The following is a 21,626-nucleotide window of genomic DNA, read 5'->3' on the forward strand; positions in this document are numbered from 1 at the left end:
GGTCTCGACCAACGAGGGTGGAGAGGTCTCGTTGCACCACACGCCCGGACCGGAGGGGGAACCGGGCACCGCAGGCTTCGGCGGCCTGGCGACCTGCGGCAGCGTGTGGGCGTGCCCGGTGTGCTCGGCCAAGATCAGTGCGCGCCGCTCGAAGGATCTCGAACAGCTGATCAACTGGAACGCCGACCGGGGGGGCACGGTCGCACTGCTGACCCTGACGATGCGCCACCACCGGGGCCACAGCCTGCGCGAACTTCGCCGAGCGCTGAGCGCGGCGTGGCGACACCTCACACAGTCGCGGGGTGGAAGCGGTGGAAGACGGACCTGGACATGGACTATGTCCGGGGAGTGGAGGGCACCCACACCGACCTCAACGGCTGGCACCTCCACATCCACGCCCTGTTGATCTTCCCGACCGATGTGAGCGCGGAGATTCCTGCTCTGACCTGCGAGGTCTACACCCGCTGGGCCGCGGGCTGGCGAAGAAGGGCATGAGCGCCACCGCCGAGCACGGCATCGACGTGCGGGTCGGTAACGGCGCGGTGGAGAAGATGGGCAAGTACATCTCGAAGCTGGCCTTCGAGACCGCCGGTGGCCGGTGGAAGCGCGGCAAGCGCGGCTCCCGCACGCCGTTCCAGATCCTCGCCGACGCGATCGACACCGGCAACGAGCGCGACGTCGCGCTCTGGCAGGAGTGGGAACAGGGCAGCCACGGCATGCAGCAGCTCGTGTGGTCCAACGGCCTCAAGCAGCGCTGCGGGGTCACCGAGGTCAAGGACGAGGAGATCGCCGAAGAAGACGGAGGTGGAGAGCTGGCAGGAGTCCTCCCGGCCCGGAGCTGGAAGAAGATCTACCCGGTCGCGGAGGACCTGATCATCGCGACTCGCCACGGCGGAGTTCCCGCCGCGCGCGCCTGGCTCGACGCCCGGGGCCTGGCCTTCGAGTTCGAGGCTGACACCACCGAACGCGCCGTCCAGCTCGACCCCGGAGACGCCCCGTTTGCGTGGCTCAAAGCCGCGCTCTCCGGCCGAAGACCCCGAACAGCGCCGGGAACGGCGCCGGAGCTACTACCGGCCCGCTACGGCGCTCTGAGGGCGACGGCCAGGACCGCCAGGACCGCCAGGACCTATGCATCATCTGATGATCTTCGGCCAGGGGCGTGGTCTGGGTGGGCGCCTCCGGCGGACCCAAGTTAGGCGTTTTCCTAAGGAAACGCCGTGTCGTCGATACGACGACGATGCAGCTGAACACGGTGGGTGGCTACGCGGCCTTCAAGACCATGTGATGCATAGGTGCGGTGGTGCGGTGGTGCGGTGGTGCGGTGGTGCGGTGGTGCATTTGATCTTGATCTGGGTCAGTGACGGGCTGTGGTCAGAGGACGCGCCAGCGCTCGTGTGCGGCCTGGCGGCTCATCGACGTGGCGGCGCCGATCTTGGCCCAGGAGATCCCGGCTTGGCGCGCTTCGCGTACGGCGTCGGTGAGGGCGTCGTTCGCTCGGCGGGCAGCGGCGCTGCGGTACCGGCGACGGCAGCGGCCTCGACTAGACGAGCTCCGGGGTCGGGCTCGGGCACCGCCTGGTCCTCGACGACGACGGCCGCGGCTTCCGGCGCGGCGTCGGCTCGACCGGCTTGGCGCGCTTGCTCGGCCGCCGTCGCTGTGGACGCTCAGATGCTCCCTGCGGCTCCGGCGGGCGGCGGGGGTGTCTTCGGTTGGGTCCGGGGCCGACAGCGGCTCAGGGAGCCACTGACCGACGTGGGCATCCCACTCGGGGCGCAGGACCTCCCGGGTCTGAGCCCGGTACCGGCGGGTCCGCAGAGGCTGCTCGCGGGCACCGGGGGCGGTGCGCAGCTGGCCGGGACCACCCGCACGAGCACGACGCGTACCGCACGTGCACTTCCACGGTGTCGTTGCTGATCGGCTCGTCGTCCTGCCCGGCGACGATCCCCAGCGCGTGACCCCGTGCTCACCGGCAGCCGGATGCGTGGTGGTGACGTTCCAGGGGCCGCTCAAGTCCTTCACGGGAGCCATTTGTCAGTCATCCTTCCTTGACACTGTCAGTCAAGCTTGCCTGGCGAAATAACCAATCGTCAAGATAGCCTGACAATTAACTGTCAGGACAGCTTGGCAATGCTGTCAAGAAGCCCTGACGTTGCCAGTCAGGTATTACTGACAACTGATGAGTGCCGGACTGGCCGGCCAACCGCGGCGATGGGGCTCTGCCGCGATGGCCAGGAACCTACATCGCCACTGTGTAGGTCTGCTCTGCTCGATCACCAGTTGCTACGAAGGTGCTGGTTTCCAGCTCGATCTGGCTCGCGTCGCGCGTGGTCCGCAGCGTGATCAGCACGGGTACGCCAGGCGGGATGACATGACGTCCCGTTCGTCCGGGTCAGGCATCCGAGTGCTCACTCGTTCGGTTTGTCTGTGCAGGCTGGTATCCGGCCTCGCGGCATGAACGAGTACAGGTCGGTCCGCTCGTGGGCGTCCTTGTCGGCCGGGTCGTACCCGGTCTCTGAGTGGATTCGCGCACCTACCTCGCCTGGGAGCCACTGATCGTGCAGCAACACGATGTGGCGGCCCTTGTAGTACCGCCGGACTCGGTGGACAACCCGATCCCCCCGGCCAATGCCGAGCGCTGCGCTACTTCGTGGTTCGCGACGTCGTAGGACGCCTCGACGGTCTCGATCTTTGAGTCATCCCCGGTGGTGCTCCCCCCACGCGGGATGCGCGTCTCCGGGCTGGCTGTGGCATGTCCACGTGCCGAGGTCGCGCACGACTGTTCCGACACCTGACAGCGGCGTCACCAGGCCCTCGTTGGCAAGGGCCGACACCGCGCTGCGCACGGTCTCCCGCGCTACCTCGTACGTCGCCATCAACTCGGGGAGTGCGGGGAGGGTCGACCCCGGCGGATAGTGCCGTTGGTGATCCTTTCTCGCAGCTCGCGGGCGATCTTCTCGTACTTCCGGGCCATCGTCTGACCTCCTCTGATTCATACGTCTAGACCTTTGAGGGGACTCATGCTACGGTAGTTCTATCAGTCCAGACGTCCAGACCTTCGAGGCTGCGAACTGAGGACAAGAACCACAGGACGGTCTGGCCCCGGAGTGGCGGATCGAAAAACATGGGAGATGCGCATGTCGAACCAGGGCCCGATGAACTTCAAGATCGACCCGACGAGTTTCACGATGGTGATGGTCATGGACCTGGCGCCGAAGCTGAAGTTCGGCAGCGACACCGATCAGGAGTGCTTGCGGAACGGCACCCCGAAGTGGGTTGCCCAGGTCACGGTGGGGTTCCAGGCGTTCGGGCGGCCGTCGTTTTCGGTGCTGAACGTGACGATCGCGTCGCACGAGGACCCGCGCCACGGGTTTCAGCCCGGGATGCCCTGCGAGCTGGTCGGCTTCGAGGTCGGCGTGATGGACAAGACGATCAAGGACAAGAACACGGGTGAGGACAAGGTCCGTCGGGGCGCAGGATCAACTACCCGGGCGCCGACGCGATCCGCCCGATCGGGCGGCTCGGGGCCCCGGAAGAACGAGCAGGCCGCGTGATGGCGGGCCGCCGGTGGCCGGTGCTCGACGGCCAGATGGGCCTCGTGCTGGTGGTGCTGACCTGCACCTCGTGCCAGCACGCCGAGGAGATCCCGGACGACGGCGGCCGCCTGCCGGATCAGTGCCCCCGCTGCGCGGCTGGGGCTTTCACCGGCGCACTCGTGTCGACCACCTCCACCGCTGTCGCTAGCTGATCAAGGAGCAAAGGCATGTCCGAGCGGATCGCGATCACCGTCCTGACGGCGCTGGGGGCCCTGCTGGGTCATCACGGGCGGGACTACTTGGCCCAGGACGACTGCATGTCGGCCCACAAGCAGCACCGCACCGGGCAGGGTCGCCGGGAACTTGCTCTGCACGCCTCCACCTATGCCGCGGCGCAGGCCGTCACGAAGTGGGCGTTCTACCGGACTGCCGGTGTCCGGGTCCCGTGGCTGGCCCAGCTCACCGGCGTGGTGGCGGAGGGCGTGGTGCATGCGGTGATCGATGACGGCCGTCTGCTCGCTCGGTTTGCCGCGATCCCGGGTCGCCAGCGTGACGAGCACGGCGCCCGGATCGGCCGACAGAAGCGGTTCCACGGCCTGGCTGATCACGGAGTGAACGGTCGCGCCCTGATGGATCAGGCCGTCCACCACCAGGTGCAGATCCCTGTTGGTGTCGCCGTCACTACCGCGGTCGCCGCCCTCATCGCCCGCTGAGCAACTGACCCCCGCTCGACCACGGCCCCGGCCCGGAGAACCCCCTCCCGGACCGGGGCCGTCTTCACGACAGGAGCACTGATCATGTGGAGCAGGCAGCGCGCCGAGGATCGGGCCGCCCGCGAGTTCGTCGACCGGCTGGTGAACCCGTGGCGCCGGGTCTGTGAGCGGGTTCCGGGGCTCTCGCACACGGTGCAGGTCGCCTCCGGCACCACGATCGTCATCCCGACCCTGGCCCGGGCGGACCTGTCGGGGCCGGACCCGGTGCTGGTGGTGCGCAAGATCCACGGCCAGCTCATCGAGGACTTCCGTGCTGACGAGGCGTCGCGGCGGATCGCGGCGGCGCTGGGCTATGACCGGATCCGGGTCTACCCGCGCGGATCGGAGTGGGTCCGGATCGAGCTGCTGATCGGCGACCCCCTCGACGGCGAGGTCCCGGCTCCGTTGGCCGGCCGCGGGCTGTCGGTCTCCGACGTGGAGATCACCATCGCCCGAGACGAGCTCGGCAACCCTCTGCGCCAGTCCTGGGTGGAGGGGCCGCACGTCTGCATTCAGGGCGCGACCCGCTCGGGCAAGAGCGTGTGGTGCTATTCGGCGCTGGCGCAGCTCGCCCGCCTCGACGATGTCCTGATCGCGGGGTCTGACCTGTCTGGGTTGCTTCTGGGCCGTCCCTACGTGGGTACCCGGCACCACGAGTGGCAGGCCACCGGGTCGGCCGACGTTGAGGCACACCGGGATCTGCTGGTCCGCCTGGTCGCGGAGATGGACACCCGGATCCGGAACCTGCCGCCTCGCCGGGACAAGTTCACCCGCTTCCATGCCGGGTTCCCGCTGATCGTGGTCGTGCTCGAAGAGTTCGCCGGGCTGCTGCGCCTGGCGTCGACGGCCCCGGTCGAGAAGGGCCAGCCGAAGATGCGTGAGCAGCTCCTCGCGCTCTACGGCCGCCTGGTCTCCGAGGGACACAAGGCGGGCCTGCGGCTGATGGTGGTCACCCAGCGCGCGGACGCGACCGTCGTCGGTGGTTTCGAGCGCGGTCAGCTCGGCCTGCGGATCAGCTTCCGGCTCGACGACCCGGAGGCCCTGGTGATGCTCCACGGCCAGTCCGCCCGCGATCACCTCGAGGAGCACCAGCTCGCCCCGCCCGGGGTCGCGCTGGTCCAGGCACCCGCCCGGCCGTTGGGCCGGGTCCGCGGACCGCGGCTGATGGGCCCCTCGGAGGACGCCGACTACGCCCGCTACTGGGACGAGATCGCGGACGGCGCGGCGCGCCTCCACGAGGTAGCGGCCTGATCAGGCCAGAGTTAGCAACCAGGTCGACACAGAAGTGAGCCCCCAGGACTGGCATCCCGGGGGCCCGCACGTCGGCCGGAAATGGTCACCCTGCGAAGCGATCGGAGCACCGGCCAACGTGGCTACCCACAGCGTACCTAGAGCCCCCCAGCGCGGCGCTACGCGACGAGGGCACTTCCCCACCCCGGAAACAGGCAGCGGCTCGCCCCAGCGGCTCCACAGCCCGTCTCGACGCCTGCCCTTCCTCGATATAGGCCGCTTGAAGGCTGGGCAGGTTCAGTCAAGGGTCGAAGATCGCGGAGCGACGGCGCAGCCGCCCTTGACGGGTTCTGATCAGCATTCGATCCTCGGCCGGTTCGAGGGAGGGCACCACGCCCTCGCAGCTGGCACCGGACCGTTTGTCGGCGTCGCCGTAGGTGTGCGCTTGGCAGTGCCGGGCCCGGCCCGCCGGCCGGAGGCTGAGGCGGGCCGGTGCCCGGCTCTGCCGGGTGCCGGACACGGCCGTCGTCGTCGTGGCGGTGTGCGGTGACGGCCGCGCTGGCTTCGGTGCGCCCTTCGGCGGCCGCGCTTGGTAACGACGCGAAAAGTGCGGCCACCGCAGGTCAGGACCACGCGGGGGCCTTCTGGGACCGCCAGGATCAGGCGCTACGCGACAAGTACCGGGCTCGCCGGGAGCTGGCCGCGATCACGAGCCTGTCGCGGGTCAAGAAGTGCGGTCGGGTCTCGACCAACGAGGGTGGAGAGGTCTCGTTGCACCACACGCCCGGACCGGAGGGGGAACCGGGCACCGCAGGCTTCGGCGGCCTGGCGACCTGCGGCAGCGTGTGGGCGTGCCCGGTGTGCTCGGCCAAGATCAGTGCGCGCCGCTCGAAGGATCTCGAACAGCTGATCAACTGGAACGCCGACCGGGGGGGCACGGTCGCACTGCTGACCCTGACGATGCGCCACCACCGGGGCCACAGCCTGCGCGAACTTCGCCGAGCGCTGAGCGCGGCGTGGCGACACCTCACACAGTCGCGGGGGTGGAAGCGGTGGAAGACGGACCTGGACATGGACTATGTCCGGGGAGTGGAGGGCACCCACACCGACCTCAACGGCTGGCACCTCCACATCCACGCCCTGTTGATCTTCCCGACCGATGTGAGCGCGGAGATTCCTGCTCTGACCTGCGAGGTCTACACCCGCTGGGCCGCGGGGCTGGCGAAGAAGGGCATGAGCGCCACCGCCGAGCACGGCATCGACGTGCGGGTCGGTAACGGCGCGGTGGAGAAGATGGGCAAGTACATCTCGAAGCTGGCCTTCGAGACCGCCGGTGGCCGGTGGAAGCGCGGCAAGCGCGGCTCCCGCACGCCGTTCCAGATCCTCGCCGACGCGATCGACACCGGCAACGAGCGCGACGTCGCGCTCTGGCAGGAGTGGGAACAGGGCAGCCACGGCATGCAGCAGCTCGTGTGGTCCAACGGCCTCAAGCAGCGCTGCGGGGTCACCGAGGTCAAGGACGAGGAGATCGCCGAAGAAGACGGAGGTGGAGAGCTGGCAGGAGTCCTCCCGGCCCGGAGCTGGAAGAAGATCTACCCGGTCGCGGAGGACCTGATCATCGCGACTCGCCACGGCGGAGTTCCCGCCGCGCGCGCCTGGCTCGACGCCCGGGGCCTGGCCTTCGAGTTCGAGGCTGACACCACCGAACGCGCCGTCCAGCTCGACCCCGGAGACGCCCCGTTTGCGTGGCTCAAAGCCGCGCTCGCGGCCGAAGACCCCGAACAGCGCCGGGAACGGCGCCGGAGCTACTACCGGCCCGCTACGGCGCTCTGAGGGCGACGGCCAGGACCGCCAGGACCGCCAGGACCTATGCATCATCTGATGATCTTCGGCCAGGGGCGTGGTCTGGGTGGGCGCCTCCGGCGGACCCAAGTTAGGCGTTTTCCTAAGGAAACGCCGTGTCGTCGATACGACGACGATGCAGCTGAACACGGTGGGTGGCTACGCGGCCTTCAAGACCATGTGATGCATAGGTGCGGTGGTGCGGTGGTGCGGTGGTGCGGTGGTGCGGTGGTGCATTTGATCTTGATCTGGGTCAGTGACGGGCTGTGGTCAGAGGACGCGCCAGCGCTCGTGTGCGGCCTGGCGGCTCATCGACGTGGCGGCGCCGATCTTGGCCCAGGAGATCCCGGCTTGGCGCGCTTCGCGTACGGCGTCCGGTGAGGGCGTCGTTCGCTCGGCGGGCAGCGGCGGCTGCGGTACCGGCGACGGCAGCGGCCTCGACTAGACGAGCTCCGGGGTCGGGCTCGGCCACCGCCTGGTCCTCGACGACGACGGCCGCGGCTTCCGGCGCGGCCGTCGGCTCGACCGGCTTGGCGCGCCTTGCTCGGCCCGCCGTCGCTGTGGACGCTCAGATGCTCCCTGCGGCTCCGGCGGGGCGGCGGGGGTGTCTTCGGTTGGGTCCGGGGCCGACAGCGGCTCAGGGAGCCACTGACCGACGTGGGCATCCCACTCGGGGCGCAGGACCTCCCGGGTCTGAGCCCGGTACCGGCGGGTCCGCAGAGGCTGCTCGCGGGCACCGGGGGCGGTGCGCAGCTGGCCGGACCACCCGCACGAGCACGACGCGTACCGCACGTGCACTTCCACGGTGTCGTTGCTGATCGGCTCGTCGTCCTGCCCGGCGACGATCCCCAGCGCGTGACCCTCGTGCTCACCGGCAGCCGGATGCGTGGTGGTGACGTTCCAGGGGCCGCTCAAGTCCTTCACGGGAGCCATTTGTCAGTCATCCTTCCCTTGACACTGTCAGTCCAAGCTTGCCTGGCGAAATAACCAATCGTCAAGATAGCCTGACAATTAACTGTCAGGACAGCTTGGCAATGCTGTCAAGAAGCCCTGACGTTGCCAGTCAGGTATTACTGACAACTGATGAGTGCCGGACTGGCCGGCCAACCGCGGCGATGGGGGCTCTGCCGCGATTGGCCAGGAACCTACATCGCCACTGTGTAGGTCTGCTCTGCTCGATCACCAGTTGCTACGAAGGTTGCTGGTTTCCAGCTCGATCTGGCTCGCGTCGCGCGTGGTCCGCAGCGTGATCAGCACGGGTACGCCAGGCGGGATCGACATGACGTCCCGTTCGTCCGGGTCAGGCATCCGAGTGCTCACTCGTTCGGTTGTCTGTGCAGGCTGGTATCCGGCCTCGCGCATGAACGAGTACAGGTCGGTCCGCTCGTGGGCGTCCTTGTCGGCCGGGTCGTACCCGGTCTCTGAGTGGATTCGCGCACCTACCTCGCCTGGGAGCCACTGATCGTGCAGCAACACGATGTGGCGGCCCTTGTAGTACCGCCGGACTCGGTGGACAACCCGATCCCCCCGGCCAATGCCGAGGCGCTGCGCTACTTCGTGGTTCGCGACGTCGTAGGACGCCTCGACGGTCTCGATCTTTGAGTCATCCCCCGGTGGTGCTCCCCCACGCGGGATGCGCGTCTCCGGGCTGGCTGTGCATGTCCACGGTGCCGAGGTCGCGCCACGACTGTTCCGACACCTGACAGCGGCGTCACCAGGCCCTCGTTGGCAAGGGCCGACACCGCGCTGCGCACGGTCTCCCGCGCTACCTCGTACGTCGCCATCAACTCGGGGAGTGCGGGGAGGGTCGACCCCGGCGGATAGGTGCCGTTGGTGATCCTTTCTCGCAGCTCGCGGGCGATCTTTCTCGTACTTCCGGGCCATCGTCTGACCTCCTCTGATTCATACGTCTAGACCTTTGAGGGGACTCATGCTACGGTAGTTCTATCAGTCCAGACGTCCAGACCTTCGAGGCTGCGAACTGAGGACAAGAACCACAGGACGGTCTGGCCCCGGAGTGGCGGATCGAAAAACATGGGAGATGCGCATGTCGAAACCAGGGCCCGATGAACTTCAAGATCGACCCGACGAGTTTCACGATGGTGATGGTCATGGACCTGGCGCCGAAGCTGAAGTTCGGCAGCGACACCCGATCAGGAGTGCTTGCGGAACGGCACCCCGAAGTGGGTTGCCCAGGTCACGGTGGGGTTCCAGGCGTTCGGGCGGCCGTCGTTTTCCGGTGCTGAACGTGACGATCGCGTCGCACGAGGACCCGCGCCACGGGTTTCAGCCCGGGATGCCCTGCGAGCTGGTCGGCTTCGAGGTCGGCGTGATGGACAAGACGATCAAGGACAAGAACACCGGTGAGGACAAGGTCGTCGGGGCGCAGGTCTACTACCGCGCCGACGCGATCCGCCCGATCGGCGGCTCGGGCCGGAAGAACGAGCAGGCCGCGTGATGGCGGGCCGCCGGTGGCCGGTGCTCGACGGCCAGATGGGGCCTCGTGCTGGTGGTGCTGACCTGCACCTCGTGCCAGCACGCCGAGGAGATCCCGGACGACGGCGGCCGCCTGCCGGATCAGTGCCCCCGCTGCGACGGCTGGGCTTTCACCGGCGCACTCGTGTCGACCACCTCCACCGCTGTCGCTAGCTGATCAAGGAGCAAAGGCATGTCCGAGCGGATCGCGATCACCGTCCTGACGGCGCTGGGGGCCCTGCTGGGTCATCACGGCGGGGACTACTTGGCCCAGGACGACTGCATGTCGGCCCACAAGCAGCACCGCACCGGGCAGGGTCGCCGGGAACTTGCTCTGCACGCCTCCACCTATGCCGCGGCGCAGGCCGTCACGAAGTGGGCGTTCTACCGGACTGCCGGTGTCCGGGTCCCGTGGCTGGCCCAGCTCACCGGCGTGGTGGCGGAGGGCGTGGTGCATGCGGTGATCGATGACGGCCGTCTGCTCGCTCGGTTTGCCGCGATCCCGGGTCGCCAGCGTGACGAGCACGGCGCCCGGATCGGCCGACAGAAGCGGTTCCACGGCCTGGCTGATCACGGAGTGAACGGTCGCGCCCTGATGGATCAGGCCGTCCACCACCAGGTGCAGATCCCTGTTGGTGTCGCCGTCACTACCGCGGTCGCCGCCCTCATCGCCCGCTGAGCAACTGACCCCCGCTCGACCACGGCCCCGGCCCGGAGAACCCCCTCCCGGACCGGGGCCGTCTTCACGACAGGAGCACTGATCATGTGGAGCAGGCAGCGCGCCGAGGATCGGGCCGCCCGCGAGTTCGTCGACCGGCTGGTGAACCCGTGGCGCCGGGTCTGTGAGCGGGTTCCGGGGCTCTCGCACACGGTGCAGGTCGCCTCCGGCACCACGATCGTCATCCCGACCCTGGCCCGGGCGGACCTGTCGGGGCCGGACCCGGTGCTGGTGGTGCGCAAGATCCACGGCCAGCTCATCGAGGACTTCCGTGCTGACGAGGCGTCCGCGGCGGATCGCGGCGGCGCTGGGCTATGACCGGATCCGGGTCTACCCGCGCGGATCGGAGTGGGTCCGGATCGAGCTGCTGATCGGCGACCCCCTCGACGGCGAGGTCCCGGCTCCGTTGGCCGGCCGCGGGCTGTCGGTCTCCGACGTGGAGATCACCATCGCCCGAGACGAGCTCGGCAACCCTCTGCGCCAGTCCTGGGTGGAGGGGCCGCACGTCTGCATTCAGGGCGCGACCCGCTCGGGCAAGAGCGTGTGGTGCTATTCGGCGCTGGCGCAGCTCGCCCGCCTCGACGATGTCCTGATCGCGGGGTCTGACCTGTCTGGGTTGCTTCTGGGCCGTCCCTACGTGGGTACCCGGCACCACGAGTGGCAGGCCACCGGGTCGGCCGACGTTGAGGCACACCGGGATCTGCTGGTCCGCCTGGTCGCGGAGATGGACACCCGGATCCGGAACCTGCCGCCTCGCCGGGACAAGTTCACCCGCTTCCATGCCGGGTTCCCGCTGATCGTGGTCGTGCTCGAAGAGTTCGCCGGGCTGCTGCGCCTGGCGTCGACGGCCCCGGTCGAGAAGGGCCAGCCGAAGATGCGTGAGCAGCTCCTCGCGCTCTACGGCCGCCTGGTCTCCGAGGGACACAAGGCGGGCCTGCGGCTGATGGTGGTCACCCAGCGCGCGGACGCGACCGTCGTCGGTGGTTTCGAGCGCGGTCAGCTCGGCCTGCGGATCAGCTTCCGGCTCGACGACCCGGAGGCCCTGGTGATGCTCCACGGCCAGTCCGCCCGCGATCACCTCGAGGAGCACCAGCTCGCCCCGCCCGGGTCGCGCTGGTCCAGGCACCCGCCCGGCCGTTGGGCCGGGTCCGCGGACCGCGGCTGATGGGCCCCTCGGAGGACGCCGACTACGCCCGCTACTGGGACGAGATCGCGGACGGCGCGGCGCGCCTCCACGAGGTAGCGGCCTGATCAGGCCAGAGTTAGCAACCAGGTCGACACAGAAGTGAGCCCCCAGGACTGGCATCCCGGGGGCCCGCACGTCGGCCGGAAATGGTCACCCTGCGAAGCGATCGGAGCACCGGCCAACGTGGCTACCCACAGCGTACCTAGAGCCCCCAGCGCGGCGCTACGCGACGAGGGCACTTCCCCACCCCGGAAACAGGCAGCGGCTCGCCCCAGCGGCTCCACAGCCCGTCTCGACGCCTGCCCTTCCTCGATATAGGCCGCTTGAAGGCTGGGCAGGTTCAGTCAAGGGTCGAAGATCGCGGAGCGACGGCGCAGCCGCCCTTGACGGGTTCTGATCAGCATTCGATCCTCGGCCGGTTCGAGGGAGGGCACCACGCCCTCGCAGCTGGCACCGGACCGTTTGTCGGCGTCCGCCGTAGGTGTGCGCTTGGCAGTGCCGGGCCCGGCCCGCCGGCCGGAGGCTGAGGCGGGCCGGTGCCCGGCTCTGCCGGGTGCCGGACACGGCCGTCGTCGTCGTGGCGGTGTGCGGTGACGGCCGCGCTGGCTTCGGTGCGCCCTTCGGCGGCCGCGCTTGGTAACGACGCGAAAAGTGCGGCCACCGCAGGTCAGGACCACGCGGGGGCCTTCTGGGACCGCCAGGATCAGGCGCTACGCGACAAGTACCGGGCTCGCCGGGAGCTGGCCGCGATCACGAGCCTGTCGCGGGTCAAGAAGTGCGGTCGGGTCTCGACCAACGAGGGTGGAGAGGTCTCGTTGCACCACACGCCCGGACCGGAGGGGGAACCGGGCACCGCAGGCTTCGGCGGCCTGGCGACCTGCGGCAGCGTGTGGGCGTGCCCGGTGTGCTCGGCCAAGATCAGTGCGCGCCGCTCGAAGGATCTCGAACAGCTGATCAACTGGAACGCCGACCGGGGGGGCACGGTCGCACTGCTGACCCTGACGATGCGCCACCACCGGGGCCACAGCCTGCGCGAACTTCGCCGAGCGCTGAGCGCGGCGTGGCGACACCTCACACAGTCGCGGGGGTGGAAGCGGTGGAAGACGGACCTGGACATGGACTATGTCCGGGGAGTGGAGGGCACCCACACCGACCTCAACGGCTGGCACCTCCACATCCACGCCCTGTTGATCTTCCCGACCGATGTGAGCGCGGAGATTCCTGCTCTGACCTGCGAGGTCTACACCCGCTGGGCCGCGGGGCTGGCGAAGAAGGGCATGAGCGCCACCGCCGAGCACGGCATCGACGTGCGGGTCGGTAACGGCGCGGTGGAGAAGATGGGCAAGTACATCTCGAAGCTGGCCTTCGAGACCGCCGGTGGCCGGTGGAAGCGCGGCAAGCGCGGCTCCCGCACGCCGTTCCAGATCCTCGCCGACGCGATCGACACCGGCAACGAGCGCGACGTCGCGCTCTGGCAGGAGTGGGAACAGGGCAGCCACGGCATGCAGCAGCTCGTGTGGTCCAACGGCCTCAAGCAGCGCTGCGGGGTCACCGAGGTCAAGGACGAGGAGATCGCCGAAGAAGACGGAGGTGGAGAGCTGGCAGGAGTCCTCCCGGCCCGGAGCTGGAAGAAGATCTACCCGGTCGCGGAGGACCTGATCATCGCGACTCGCCACGGCGGAGTTCCCGCCGCGCGCGCCTGGCTCGACGCCCGGGGCCTGGCCTTCGAGTTCGAGGCTGACACCACCGAACGCGCCGTCCAGCTCGACCCCGGAGACGCCCCGTTTGCGTGGCTCAAAGCCGCGCTCGCGGCCGAAGACCCCGAACAGCGCCGGGAACGGCGCCGGAGCTACTACCGGCCCGCTACGGCGCTCTGAGGGCGACGGCCAGGACCGCCAGGACCGCCAGGACCTATGCATCATCTGATGATCTTCGGCCAGGGGCGTGGTCTGGGTGGGCGCCTCCGGCGGACCCAAGTTAGGCGTTTTTCCTAAGGAAACGCCGTGTCGTCGATACGACGACGATGCAGCTGAACACGGTGGGTGGCTACGCGGCCTTCAAGACCATGTGATGCATAGGTGCGGTGGTGCGGTGGTGCGGTGGTGCGGTGGTGCGGTGGTGCATTTGATCTTGATCTGGGTCAGTGACGGGCTGTGGTCAGAGGACGCGCCAGCGCTCGTGTGCGGCCTGGCGGCTCATCGACGTGGCGGCGCCGATCTTGGCCCAGGAGATCCCGGCTTGGCGCGCTTCGCGTACGGCGTCGGTGAGGGCGTCGTTCGCTCGGCGGGCAGCGGCGGCTGCGGTACCGGCGACGGCAGCGGCCTCGACTAGACGAGCTCCGGGGTCGGGCTCGGGCACCGCCTGGTCCTCGACGACGACGGCCGCGGCTTCCGGCGCGGCCGTCGGCTCGACCGGCTTGGCGCGCTTGCTCGGCCGCCGTCGCTGTGGACGCTCAGATGCTCCCTGCGGCTCCGGCGGGGCGGCGGGGGTGTCTTCGGTTGGGTCCGGGCCGACAGCGGCTCAGGAGCCACTGACCGACGTGGGCATCCCACTCGGGGCGCAGGACCTCCCGGGTCTGAGCCCGGTACCGGCGGGTCCGCAGAGGCTGCTCGCGGGCACCGGGGGCGGTGCGCAGCTGGCCGGACCACCCGCACGAGCACGACGCGTACCGCACGTGCACTTCCACGGTGTCGTTGCTGATCGGCTCGTCGTCCTGCCCGGCGACGATCCCCAGCGCGTGACCCTCGTGCTCACCGGCAGCCGGATGGCGTGGTGGTGACTTCCAGGGGCCGCTCAAGTCCTTCACGGGAGCCATTTGTCAGTCATCCTTCCTTGACACTGTCAGTCAAGCTTGCCTGGCGAAATAACCAATCGTCAAGATAGCCTGACAATTAACTGTCAGGACAGCTTGGCAATGCTGTCAAGAAGCCCTGACGTTGCCAGTCAGGTATTACTGACAACTGATGAGTGCCGGACTGGCCGGCCAACCGCGGCGATGGGGGCTCTGCCGCGATTGGCCAGGAACCTACATCGCCACTGTGTAGGTCTGCTCTGCTCGATCACCAGTTGCTACGGAAGGTGCTGGTTTCCAGCTCGATCTGGCTCGCGTCGCGCGTGGTCCGCAGCGTGATCAGCACGGGTACGCCAGGCGGGATCGACATGACGTCCCGTTCGTCCGGGTCAGGCATCCGAGTGCTCACTCGTTCGGTTGTCTGTGCAGGCTGGTATCCGGCCTCGCGCATGAACGAGTACAGGTCGGTCCGCTCGTGGGCGTCCTTGTCGGCCGGGTCGTACCCGGTCTCTGAGTGGATTCGCGCACCTACCTCGCCTGGGAGCCACTGATCGTGCAGCAACACGATGTGGCGGCCCTTGTAGTACCGGCCGGACTCGGTGGACAACCCGATCCCCCCCGGCCAATGCCGAGGCGCTGCGCTACTTCGTGGTTCGCGACGTCGTAGGACGCCTCGACGGGTCTCGATCTTTGAGTCATCCCCGGTGGTGCTCCCCCACGCGGGATGCGCGTCTCCGGGCTGGCTGTGCATGTCCACGGTGCCGAGGTCGCGCACGACTGTTCCGACACCTGACAGCGGCGTCACCAGGCCCTCGTTGGCAAGGGCCGACACCCGCGCTGCGCACGGTCTCCCGCGCTACCTCGTACGTCGCCATCAACTCGGGGAGTGCGGGGGAGGGTCGACCCCGGCGGATAGGTGCCGTTGGTGATCCTTCTCGCAGCTCGCGGGCGATCTTCTCGTACTTCCGGGCCATCGTCTGACCTCCTCTGATTCATACGTCTAGACCTTTGAGGGGACTCATGCTACGGTAGTTCTATCAGTCCAGACGTCCAGACCTTCGAGGCTGCGAACTGAGGACAAGAACCACAGGACGGTCTGGCCCCGGAGTGGCGGATCGAAAAACATGGGAGATGCGCATGTCGAACCAGGGCCCGATGAACTTCAAGATCGACCCGACGAGTTTCACGATGGTGATGGTCATGGACCTGGCGCCGAAGCTGAAGTTCGGCAGCGACACCGATCAGGAGTGCTTGCGGAACGGCACCCGAAGTGGGTTGCCCAGGTCACGGTGGGGTTCCAGGCGTTCGGGCGGCCGTCGTTTTCGGTGCTGAACGTGACGATCGGCGTCGCACGAGACCCCGCGCCACGGGTTTCAGCCCGGGATGCCCTGCGAGCTGGTCGGCTTCGAGGTCGGCGTGATGGACAAGACGATCAAGGACAAGAACACCGGTGAGGACAAGGTCGTCGGGGCGCAGGTCTACTACCGCGCCGACGCGATCCGCCCGATCGGGGCGGCTCGGGCCGGAAGAACGAGCAGGCCGCGTGATGGCGGGCCCGCCGGTGGCCGGTGCTCGACGGCCAGATGGGCCTCGTGCTGGTGGTGCTGACCTGCACCTCGTGCCAGCACGCCGAGGAGATCCCGGACGACGGCGGCCGGCCTGCCGGGATCAGTTGCCCCCGCTGCGACGGCTGGGCTTTCACCGGCGCACTCGTGTCGACCACCTCCACGCTGTCGCTAGCTGATCAAGGAGCAAAGGCATGTCCGAGCGGATCGCGATCACCGGTCCTGACGGCGCTGGGGGCCCTGCTGGGTCATCACGGCGGGGACTACTTGGCCCAGGACGACTGCATGTCGGCCCACAAGCGCACCGCACCGGGCAGGGTCGCCGGGAACTTCTCTGCACGCCTCCACCTATGCCGCGGCGCAGGCGTCACGAAGTGGGCGTTCTACCGGACTGCCGGTGTCCGGGTCCCGTGGCTGGCCCAGCTCACCGGCGTGGTGGCGGAGGGCTGGTGCATGCGGTGATCGATGACGGCCGTCTGCTCGCTCGGTTTGCCCGCGATCCCGGGTCGCCACGTGACGAGCACGGCGCCCCGGATCGGCCGACAGAAGCGGTTCCACGGCCTGGCTGATCACGGAGTGAACGGTCGCGCCCTATGGATCAGGCCGTCCACCACCAGGTGCAGATCCCTGTTGTGTCGCCCGTCACTACCGCGGTCGCCGCCCTCATCGCCCGCTGAGCACTGACCCCCGCTCGACCACGGCCCCGGCCCGGAAACCCCCTCCCGGACCGGGGCCGTCTTCACGACAGGAGCACTATCATGTTGGAGCAGGCAGCGCGCCGAGGATCGGGCCGCCCGAGTCGGTCGACGCGGTGAACCCGTGGCGCCGGGTCTGTGAGCGGGTTCCGGGGCTCTCGCACACGGTGCAGGTCGCCTCCGGCACCACGATCGTCATCCCGACCCTGGCCCGGGCGGACCTGTCGGGGCCGGACCCGGTGCTGGTGGTGCGCAAGATCCACGCCAGCTCATCGAGGACTTCCGTGCTGACGAGGCGTCGCGGCGGATCGCGGCGGCGCTGGGCTATGACCGGATCCGGGTCTACCCGCGCGGATCGGAGTGGGTCCGGATCGAGCTGCTGATCGGCGACCCCCTCGACGGCGAGGTCCCGGCTCCGTTGGCCGGCCGCGGGCTGTCGGTCTCCGACGTGGAGAATCACCATCGCCCGAGACGAGCTCGGCAACCCTCTGCGCCAGTCCTGGGTGGAGGGGCCGCACGTCTGCATTCAGGGCGCGACCCGCTCGGGCAAGAGCGTGTGGTGCTATTCGGCGCTGGCGCAGCTCGCCCGCCTCGACGATGTCCTGATCGCGGGGTCTGACCTGTCTGGGTTGCTTCTGGGCCGTCCCTACGTGGGTACCCGGCACCACGAGTGGCAGGCCACCGGGTCGGCCGACGTTGAGGCACACCCGGGATCTGCTGGTCCGCCTGGTCGCGGAGATGGACACCCGGATCCGGAACCTGCCGCCTCGCCGGGACAAGTTCACCCGCTTCCATGCCGGGTTCCCGCTGATCGTGGTCGTGCTCGAAGAGTTCGCCGGGCTGCTGCGCCTGGCGTCGACGGCCCCGGTCGAGAAGGGCCAGCCCGAAGATGCGTGAGCAGCTCCTCGCGCTCTACGGCCGCCTGGTCTCCGAGGGACACAAGGCGGGCCTGCGGCTGATGGTGGTCACCAGCGCGCGGACGCGACCGTCGTCGGTGGTTTCGAGCGCGGTCAGCTCGGCCTGCGGATCAGCTTCCGGCTCGACGACCCGGAGGCCCTGGTGATGCTCCACGGCCAGTCCGCCCGCGATCACCTCGAGGAGCACCAGCTCGCCCCGCCCGGGGTCGCGCTGGTCCAGGCACCCGCCCGGCCGTTGGGGCGGGTCCGCGGACCGCGGCTGATGGGCCCCTCGGAGGACGCCGACTACGCCCGCTACTGGGACGAGATCGCGGACGGCGCGGCGGCCCTCCACGAGGTAGCGGCCTGATCAGGCCAGAGTTAGCAACCAGGTCGACACAGAAGTGAGCCCCCAGGACTGGCATCCCGGGGGCCCGCACGTCGGCCGGAAATGGTCACCCTGCGAAGCGATCGGAGCACCGGCCAACGTGGCTACCCACAGCGTACCTAGAGCCCCCCAGCGCGGCGCTACGCGACGAGGGCACTTCCCCACCCCGGAAACAGGCAGCGGCTCGCCCCAGCGGCTCCACAGCCCGTCTCGACGCCTGCCCTTCCTCGATATAGGCCGCTTGAAGGCTGGGCAGGTTCAGTCAAGGGTCGAAGATCGCGGAGCGACGGCGCAGCCGCCCTTGACGGGTTCTGATCAGCATTCGATCCTCGGCCGGTTCGAGGGAGGGCACCACGCCCTCGCAGCTGGCACCGGACCGTTTGTCGGCGTCGCCGTAGGTGTGCGCTTGGCAGTGCCGGGCCCGGCCCGCCGGCCGGAGGCTGAGGCGGGCCGGTGCCCGGCTCTGCCGGGTGCCGGACACGGCCGTCGTCGTCGTGGCGGTGTGCGGTGACGGCCGCGCTGGCTTCGGTGCGCCCTTCGGCGGCCGCGCTTGGTAACGACGCGAAAAGTGCGGCCACCGCAGGTCAGGACCACGCGGGGGCCTTCTGGGACCGCCAGGATCAGGCGCTACGCGACAAGTACCGGGCTCGCCGGGAGCTGGCCGCGATCACGAGCCTGTCGCGGGTCAAGAAGTGCGGTCGGGTCTCGACCAACGAGGGTGGAGAGGTCTCGTTGCACCACACGCCCGGACCGGAGGGGGAACCGGGCACCGCAGGCTTCGGCGGCCTGGCGACCTGCGGCAGCGTGTGGGCGTGCCCGGTGTGCTCGGCCAAGATCAGTGCGCGCCGCTCGAAGGATCTCGAACAGCTGATCAACTGGAACGCCGACCGGGGGGGCACGGTCGCACTGCTGACCCTGACGATGCGCCACCACCGGGGCCACAGCCTGCGCGAACTTCGCCGAGCGCTGAGCGCGGCGTGGCGACACCTCACACAGTCGCGGGGGTGGAAGCGGTGGAAGACGGACCTGGACATGGACTATGTCCGGGGAGTGGAGGGCACCCACACCGACCTCAACGGCTGGCACCTCCACATCCACGCCCTGTTGATCTTCCCGACCGATGTGAGCGCGGAGATTCCTGCTCTGACCTGCGAGGTCTACACCCGCTGGGCCGCGGGGCTGGCGAAGAAGGGCATGAGCGCCACCGCCGAGCACGGCATCGACGTGCGGGTCGGTAACGGCGCGGTGGAGAAGATGGGCAAGTACATCTCGAAGCTGGCCTTCGAGACCGCCGGTGGCCGGTGGAAGCGCGGCAAGCGCGGCTCCCGCACGCCGTTCCAGATCCTCGCCGACGCGATCGACACCGGCAACGAGCGCGACGTCGCGCTCTGGCAGGAGTGGGAACAGGGCAGCCACGGCATGCAGCAGCTCGTGTGGTCCAACGGCCTCAAGCAGCGCTGCGGGGTCACCGAGGTCAAGGACGAGGAGATCGCCGAAGAAGACGGAGGTGGAGAGCTGGCAGGAGTCCTCCCGGCCCGGAGCTGGAAGAAGATCTACCCGGTCGCGGAGGACCTGATCATCGCGACTCGCCACGGCGGAGTTCCCGCCGCGCGCGCCTGGCTCGACGCCCGGGGCCTGGCCTTCGAGTTCGAGGCTGACACCACCGAACGCGCCGTCCAGCTCGACCCCGGAGACGCCCCGTTTGCGTGGCTCAAAGCCGCGCTCGCGGCCGAAGACCCCGAACAGCGCCGGGAACGGCGCCGGAGCTACTACCGGCCCGCTACGGCGCTCTGAGGGCGACGGCCAGGACCGCCAGGACCGCCAGGACCTATGCATCATCTGATGATCTTCGGCCAGGGGCGTGGTCTGGGTGGGCGCCTCCGGCGGACCCAAGTTAGGCGTTTTCCTAAGGAAACGCCGTGTCGTCGATACGACGACGATGCAGCTGAACACGGTGGGTGGCTACGCGGCCTTCAAGACCATGTGATGCATAGGTGCGGTGGTGCGGTGGTGCGGTGGTGCGGTGGTGCGGTGGTGCATTTGATCTTGATCTGGGTCAGTGACGGGCTGTGGTCAGAGGACGCGCCAGCGCTCGTGTGCGGCCTGGCGGCTCATCGACGTGGCGGCGCCGATCTTGGCCCAGGAGATCCCGGCTTGGCGCGCTTCGCGTACGGCGTCGGTGAGGGCGTCGTTCGCTCGGCGGGCAGCGGCGGCTGCGGTACCGGCGACGGCAGCGGCCTCGACTAGACGAGCTCCGGGGTCGGGCTCGGGCACCGCCTGGTCCTCGACGACGACGGCCGCGGCTTCCGGCGCGGCCGTCGGCTCGACCGGCTTGGCGCGCTTGCTCGGCCGCCGTCGCTGTGGACGCTCAGATGCTCCCTGCGGCTCCGGCGGGGCGGCGGGGGTGTCTTCGGTTGGGTCCGGGGCCGACAGCGGCTCAGGGAGCCACTGACCGACGTGGGCATCCCACTCGGGGCGCAGGACCTCCCGGGTCTGAGCCCGGTACCGGCGGGTCCGCAGAGGCTGCTCGCGGGCACCGGGGGCGGTGCGCAGCTGGCCGGACCACCCGCACGAGCACGACGCGTACCGCACGTGCACTTCCACGGTGTCGTTGCTGATCGGCTCGTCGTCCTGCCCGGCGACGATCCCCAGCGCGTGACCCTCGTGCTCACCGGCAGCCGGATGCGTGGTGGTGACGTTCCAGGGGCCGCTCAAGTCCTTCACGGGAGCCATTTGTCAGTCATCCTTCCTTGACACTGTCAGTCAAGCTTGCCTGGCGAAATAACCAATCGTCAAGATAGCCTGACAATTAACTGTCAGGACAGCTTGGCAATGCTGTCAAGAAGCCCTGACGTTGCCAGTCAGGTATTACTGACAACTGATGAGTGCCGGACTGGCCGGCCAACCGCGGCGATGGGGGCTCTGCCGCGATTGGCCAGGAACCTACATCGCCACTGTGTAGGTCTGCTCTGCTCGATCACCAGTTGCTACGAAGGTGCTGGTTTCCAGCTCGATCTGGCTCGCGTCGCGCGTGGTCCGCAGCGTGATCAGCACGGGTACGCCAGGCGGGATCGACATGACGTCCCGTTCGTCCGGGTCAGGCATCCGAGTGCTCACTCGTTCGGTTGTCTGTGCAGGCTGGTATCCGGCCTCGCGCATGAACGAGTACAGGTCGGTCCGCTCGTGGGCGTCCTTGTCGGCCGGGTCGTACCCGGTCTCTGAGTGGATTCGCGCACCTACCTCGCCTGGGAGCCACTGATCGTGCAGCAACACGATGTGGCGGCCCTTGTAGTACCGCCGGACTCGGTGGACAACCCGATCCCCCCGGCCAATGCCGAGGCGCTGCGCTACTTCGTGGTTCGCGACGTCGTAGGACGCCTCGACGGTCTCGATCTTTGAGTCATCCCCGGTGGTGCTCCCCCACGCGGGATGCGCGTCTCCGGGCTGGCTGTGCATGTCCACGGTGCCGAGGTCGCGCACGACTGTTCCGACACCTGACAGCGGCGTCACCAGGCTCGTTGGCAAGGGCCGACACCGCGCTGCGCACGGTCTCCC

29 protein-coding genes are annotated in these 21,626 nt (G+C 68.7%); 19 read left to right on the plus strand and 10 right to left on the minus strand.

Annotated elements, in window-relative coordinates; all coding sequences use genetic code 11:
• The first annotated feature begins 330 nt into the window (after positions 1 to 330).
• Positions 331 to 495: a hypothetical protein gene (locus Ae717Ps2_RS38650; protein WP_198932396.1), complete on the plus strand. Its 165-nt coding sequence runs from the start codon at positions 331 to 333 to the stop codon at positions 493 to 495.
• On the plus strand, positions 492 to 1,196 hold the full coding sequence (locus Ae717Ps2_RS34205; RefSeq protein ID WP_075334928.1) for a hypothetical protein: 705 nt from the start codon (positions 492 to 494) through the stop codon (positions 1,194 to 1,196). Before Ae717Ps2_RS38650 ends, Ae717Ps2_RS34205 begins: the two co-directional genes overlap by 4 nt.
• Positions 1,197 to 2,405: 1,209 nt before the next feature.
• On the opposite strand, the gene Ae717Ps2_RS37875 is transcribed toward Ae717Ps2_RS34205, so the two are convergent.
• Both Ae717Ps2_RS37875 and Ae717Ps2_RS40795 read right to left on the minus strand, forming a co-directional pair.
• A complete protein-coding gene (locus Ae717Ps2_RS37875; RefSeq protein WP_158071639.1) occupies positions 2,406 to 2,567 on the minus strand; it encodes a hypothetical protein in 162 nt (53 codons plus the stop codon).
• Between the two features lie 126 nt (positions 2,568 to 2,693).
• On the minus strand, positions 2,694 to 2,873 hold the full coding sequence (locus tag Ae717Ps2_RS40795) for a GntR family transcriptional regulator (protein WP_369804899.1): 180 nt from the start codon (positions 2,871 to 2,873) through the stop codon (positions 2,694 to 2,696).
• Between the two features lie 255 nt (positions 2,874 to 3,128).
• On the opposite strand from Ae717Ps2_RS40795, the gene Ae717Ps2_RS34215 reads away from it, so the two are divergent.
• The 5 genes from Ae717Ps2_RS34215 to Ae717Ps2_RS34235 all read left to right on the plus strand — a co-directional run bounded on the left by Ae717Ps2_RS34215 (position 3,129) and on the right by Ae717Ps2_RS34235 (position 7,348).
• Positions 3,129 to 3,551, plus strand: a complete 423-nt coding sequence (locus tag Ae717Ps2_RS34215) for a hypothetical protein (RefSeq protein ID WP_075334930.1) — start codon at positions 3,129 to 3,131, stop codon at positions 3,549 to 3,551.
• Entirely contained in the window at positions 3,551 to 3,745 is a 195-nt protein-coding gene (locus Ae717Ps2_RS34220; RefSeq protein WP_143510955.1) for a hypothetical protein, read from the plus strand. Before Ae717Ps2_RS34215 ends, Ae717Ps2_RS34220 begins: the two co-directional genes overlap by 1 nt.
• Positions 3,746 to 3,760: 15 nt before the next feature.
• On the plus strand, positions 3,761 to 4,246 hold the full coding sequence (locus Ae717Ps2_RS38655) for a hypothetical protein (protein ID WP_075334932.1): 486 nt from the start codon (positions 3,761 to 3,763) through the stop codon (positions 4,244 to 4,246).
• Positions 4,247 to 4,330: 84 nt separating this feature from the next.
• A complete protein-coding gene (locus Ae717Ps2_RS34230) occupies positions 4,331 to 5,536 on the plus strand; it encodes a hypothetical protein (RefSeq protein ID WP_075334494.1) in 1,206 nt (401 codons plus the stop codon).
• Between the two features lie 525 nt (positions 5,537 to 6,061).
• Positions 6,062 to 7,348, plus strand: coding sequence for a protein rep (locus Ae717Ps2_RS34235; RefSeq protein ID WP_143510661.1), 1,287 nt, complete (start codon positions 6,062 to 6,064; stop codon positions 7,346 to 7,348).
• Positions 7,349 to 7,798: 450 nt separating this feature from the next.
• Here Ae717Ps2_RS34235 and Ae717Ps2_RS34240 read toward each other — a convergent pair whose 3' ends face one another.
• The 3 genes from Ae717Ps2_RS34240 to Ae717Ps2_RS40805 all read right to left on the minus strand — a co-directional run bounded on the left by Ae717Ps2_RS34240 (position 7,799) and on the right by Ae717Ps2_RS40805 (position 9,219).
• Positions 7,799 to 8,290, minus strand: coding sequence for a hypothetical protein (locus Ae717Ps2_RS34240; protein ID WP_075334933.1), 492 nt, complete (start codon positions 8,288 to 8,290; stop codon positions 7,799 to 7,801).
• A 246-nt stretch (positions 8,291 to 8,536) separates the two neighbouring features.
• Entirely contained in the window at positions 8,537 to 8,992 is a 456-nt protein-coding gene (locus tag Ae717Ps2_RS40800) for a UTRA domain-containing protein (protein WP_369804900.1), read from the minus strand.
• A complete protein-coding gene (locus Ae717Ps2_RS40805) occupies positions 8,908 to 9,219 on the minus strand; it encodes a GntR family transcriptional regulator (RefSeq protein WP_198932395.1) in 312 nt (103 codons plus the stop codon). The genes Ae717Ps2_RS40800 and Ae717Ps2_RS40805 overlap by 85 nt, the downstream gene beginning before the upstream one ends.
• A 386-nt stretch (positions 9,220 to 9,605) precedes the next feature.
• Here Ae717Ps2_RS40805 and Ae717Ps2_RS34250 point away from each other — a divergent pair, with 386 nt between their 5' ends.
• The 6 genes from Ae717Ps2_RS34250 (at position 9,606) to Ae717Ps2_RS34270 (ending at position 13,613) form a co-directional block, all read left to right on the plus strand.
• On the plus strand, positions 9,606 to 9,815 hold the full coding sequence (locus tag Ae717Ps2_RS34250) for a hypothetical protein (RefSeq protein ID WP_143510893.1): 210 nt from the start codon (positions 9,606 to 9,608) through the stop codon (positions 9,813 to 9,815).
• 45 nt (positions 9,816 to 9,860) lie between these two features.
• Complete coding sequence (locus Ae717Ps2_RS37880) at positions 9,861 to 10,010, plus strand: hypothetical protein (protein ID WP_158071640.1); 150 nt, start codon at positions 9,861 to 9,863, stop codon at positions 10,008 to 10,010.
• Positions 10,011 to 10,025: 15 nt separating this feature from the next.
• A complete protein-coding gene (locus Ae717Ps2_RS34255) occupies positions 10,026 to 10,511 on the plus strand; it encodes a DUF3307 domain-containing protein (RefSeq protein WP_075334488.1) in 486 nt (161 codons plus the stop codon).
• An 84-nt stretch (positions 10,512 to 10,595) separates the two neighbouring features.
• Positions 10,596 to 10,868, plus strand: coding sequence for a hypothetical protein (locus tag Ae717Ps2_RS34260; protein ID WP_075334935.1), 273 nt, complete (start codon positions 10,596 to 10,598; stop codon positions 10,866 to 10,868).
• Positions 10,822 to 11,715: a hypothetical protein gene (locus Ae717Ps2_RS34265; RefSeq protein WP_075334936.1), complete on the plus strand. Its 894-nt coding sequence runs from the start codon at positions 10,822 to 10,824 to the stop codon at positions 11,713 to 11,715. Before Ae717Ps2_RS34260 ends, Ae717Ps2_RS34265 begins: the two co-directional genes overlap by 47 nt.
• A 611-nt stretch (positions 11,716 to 12,326) precedes the next feature.
• On the plus strand, positions 12,327 to 13,613 hold the full coding sequence (locus Ae717Ps2_RS34270; RefSeq protein WP_143510661.1) for a protein rep: 1,287 nt from the start codon (positions 12,327 to 12,329) through the stop codon (positions 13,611 to 13,613).
• Positions 13,614 to 13,893: 280 nt separating this feature from the next.
• On the opposite strand, the gene Ae717Ps2_RS37030 is transcribed toward Ae717Ps2_RS34270, so the two are convergent.
• The 3 genes from Ae717Ps2_RS37030 to Ae717Ps2_RS37885 form a co-directional block, all read right to left on the minus strand.
• Positions 13,894 to 14,094 (minus strand): hypothetical protein, encoded by a 201-nt coding sequence (locus tag Ae717Ps2_RS37030; RefSeq protein ID WP_075334507.1) that lies wholly within the window; start codon positions 14,092 to 14,094, stop codon positions 13,894 to 13,896.
• Between the two features lie 94 nt (positions 14,095 to 14,188).
• Positions 14,189 to 14,551, minus strand: a complete 363-nt coding sequence (locus Ae717Ps2_RS37035) for a hypothetical protein (protein ID WP_143510957.1) — start codon at positions 14,549 to 14,551, stop codon at positions 14,189 to 14,191.
• A 244-nt stretch (positions 14,552 to 14,795) separates the two neighbouring features.
• Positions 14,796 to 15,134: a UTRA domain-containing protein gene (locus Ae717Ps2_RS37885; protein WP_075334937.1), complete on the minus strand. Its 339-nt coding sequence runs from the start codon at positions 15,132 to 15,134 to the stop codon at positions 14,796 to 14,798.
• 776 nt (positions 15,135 to 15,910) lie between these two features.
• On the opposite strand from Ae717Ps2_RS37885, the gene Ae717Ps2_RS34285 reads away from it, so the two are divergent.
• From Ae717Ps2_RS34285 to Ae717Ps2_RS34310, 6 genes are all read left to right on the plus strand, one after another.
• Positions 15,911 to 16,135 carry a hypothetical protein gene (locus tag Ae717Ps2_RS34285; protein ID WP_075334939.1) on the plus strand — a complete coding sequence of 75 codons (225 nt, stop codon included), beginning with the start codon at positions 15,911 to 15,913 and terminating at the stop codon, positions 16,133 to 16,135.
• Positions 16,096 to 16,554 (plus strand): hypothetical protein, encoded by a 459-nt coding sequence (locus tag Ae717Ps2_RS34290; protein WP_075334940.1) that lies wholly within the window; start codon positions 16,096 to 16,098, stop codon positions 16,552 to 16,554. Before Ae717Ps2_RS34285 ends, Ae717Ps2_RS34290 begins: the two co-directional genes overlap by 40 nt.
• 929 nt (positions 16,555 to 17,483) lie before the next feature.
• On the plus strand, positions 17,484 to 17,684 hold the full coding sequence (locus tag Ae717Ps2_RS34300; RefSeq protein ID WP_075334942.1) for a hypothetical protein: 201 nt from the start codon (positions 17,484 to 17,486) through the stop codon (positions 17,682 to 17,684).
• A complete protein-coding gene (locus Ae717Ps2_RS37890; protein ID WP_158071641.1) occupies positions 17,677 to 17,850 on the plus strand; it encodes a hypothetical protein in 174 nt (57 codons plus the stop codon). Before Ae717Ps2_RS34300 ends, Ae717Ps2_RS37890 begins: the two co-directional genes overlap by 8 nt.
• A complete protein-coding gene (locus tag Ae717Ps2_RS34305; RefSeq protein ID WP_143510961.1) occupies positions 17,847 to 18,053 on the plus strand; it encodes a hypothetical protein in 207 nt (68 codons plus the stop codon). The genes Ae717Ps2_RS37890 and Ae717Ps2_RS34305 overlap by 4 nt, the downstream gene beginning before the upstream one ends.
• Before the next feature lie 525 nt (positions 18,054 to 18,578).
• On the plus strand, positions 18,579 to 19,865 hold the full coding sequence (locus Ae717Ps2_RS34310; RefSeq protein ID WP_143510661.1) for a protein rep: 1,287 nt from the start codon (positions 18,579 to 18,581) through the stop codon (positions 19,863 to 19,865).
• Positions 19,866 to 20,144: 279 nt separating this feature from the next.
• Here Ae717Ps2_RS34310 and Ae717Ps2_RS34315 read toward each other — a convergent pair whose 3' ends face one another.
• A complete protein-coding gene (locus tag Ae717Ps2_RS34315; protein WP_143510659.1) occupies positions 20,145 to 20,804 on the minus strand; it encodes a hypothetical protein in 660 nt (219 codons plus the stop codon).
• A 210-nt stretch (positions 20,805 to 21,014) separates the two neighbouring features.
• Positions 21,015 to 21,581, minus strand: a complete 567-nt coding sequence (locus tag Ae717Ps2_RS34320; RefSeq protein WP_144075189.1) for a UTRA domain-containing protein — start codon at positions 21,579 to 21,581, stop codon at positions 21,015 to 21,017.
• Positions 21,582 to 21,626: the final 45 nt, after the last annotated feature.

This window comes from Pseudonocardia sp. Ae717_Ps2, assembly GCF_001932475.1.
GTDB lineage: Bacteria > Actinomycetota > Actinomycetes > Mycobacteriales > Pseudonocardiaceae > Pseudonocardia.

Bases quoted from the DNA above. Each gene is read 5' to 3' on its own strand.
- Ae717Ps2_RS34315 (WP_143510659.1), bottom strand. From the start codon at position 20,804: ATGGCTCCCGTGAAGGACTTGAGCGGCCCCTGGAACGTCACCACCACG.
- Ae717Ps2_RS34240 (WP_075334933.1), bottom strand. From the start codon at position 8,290: ATGGCTCCCGTGAAGGACTTGAGCGGCCCCTGGAACGTCACCACCACG.
- Ae717Ps2_RS40795 (WP_369804899.1), bottom strand. From the start codon at position 2,873: ATGGCGACGTACGAGGTAGCGCGGGAGACCGTGCGCAGCGCGGTGTCG.
- Ae717Ps2_RS34205 (WP_075334928.1), top strand. From the start codon at position 492: ATGAGCGCCACCGCCGAGCACGGCATCGACGTGCGGGTCGGTAACGGC.
- Ae717Ps2_RS34260 (WP_075334935.1), top strand. From the start codon at position 10,596: ATGTGGAGCAGGCAGCGCGCCGAGGATCGGGCCGCCCGCGAGTTCGTC.
- Ae717Ps2_RS34255 (WP_075334488.1), top strand. From the start codon at position 10,026: ATGTCCGAGCGGATCGCGATCACCGTCCTGACGGCGCTGGGGGCCCTG.
- Ae717Ps2_RS34215 (WP_075334930.1), top strand. From the start codon at position 3,129: ATGCGCATGTCGAACCAGGGCCCGATGAACTTCAAGATCGACCCGACG.
- Ae717Ps2_RS38650 (WP_198932396.1), top strand. From the start codon at position 331: ATGGACTATGTCCGGGGAGTGGAGGGCACCCACACCGACCTCAACGGC.
- Ae717Ps2_RS34220 (WP_143510955.1), top strand. From the start codon at position 3,551: ATGGCGGGCCGCCGGTGGCCGGTGCTCGACGGCCAGATGGGCCTCGTG.
- Ae717Ps2_RS37035 (WP_143510957.1), bottom strand. From the start codon at position 14,551: ATGGCTCCCGTGAAGGACTTGAGCGGCCCCTGGAAGTCACCACCACGC.
- Ae717Ps2_RS34230 (WP_075334494.1), top strand. From the start codon at position 4,331: ATGTGGAGCAGGCAGCGCGCCGAGGATCGGGCCGCCCGCGAGTTCGTC.
- Ae717Ps2_RS38655 (WP_075334932.1), top strand. From the start codon at position 3,761: ATGTCCGAGCGGATCGCGATCACCGTCCTGACGGCGCTGGGGGCCCTG.
- Ae717Ps2_RS37890 (WP_158071641.1), top strand. From the start codon at position 17,677: ATGCGTGAGCAGCTCCTCGCGCTCTACGGCCGCCTGGTCTCCGAGGGA.
- Ae717Ps2_RS34285 (WP_075334939.1), top strand. From the start codon at position 15,911: ATGCCCTGCGAGCTGGTCGGCTTCGAGGTCGGCGTGATGGACAAGACG.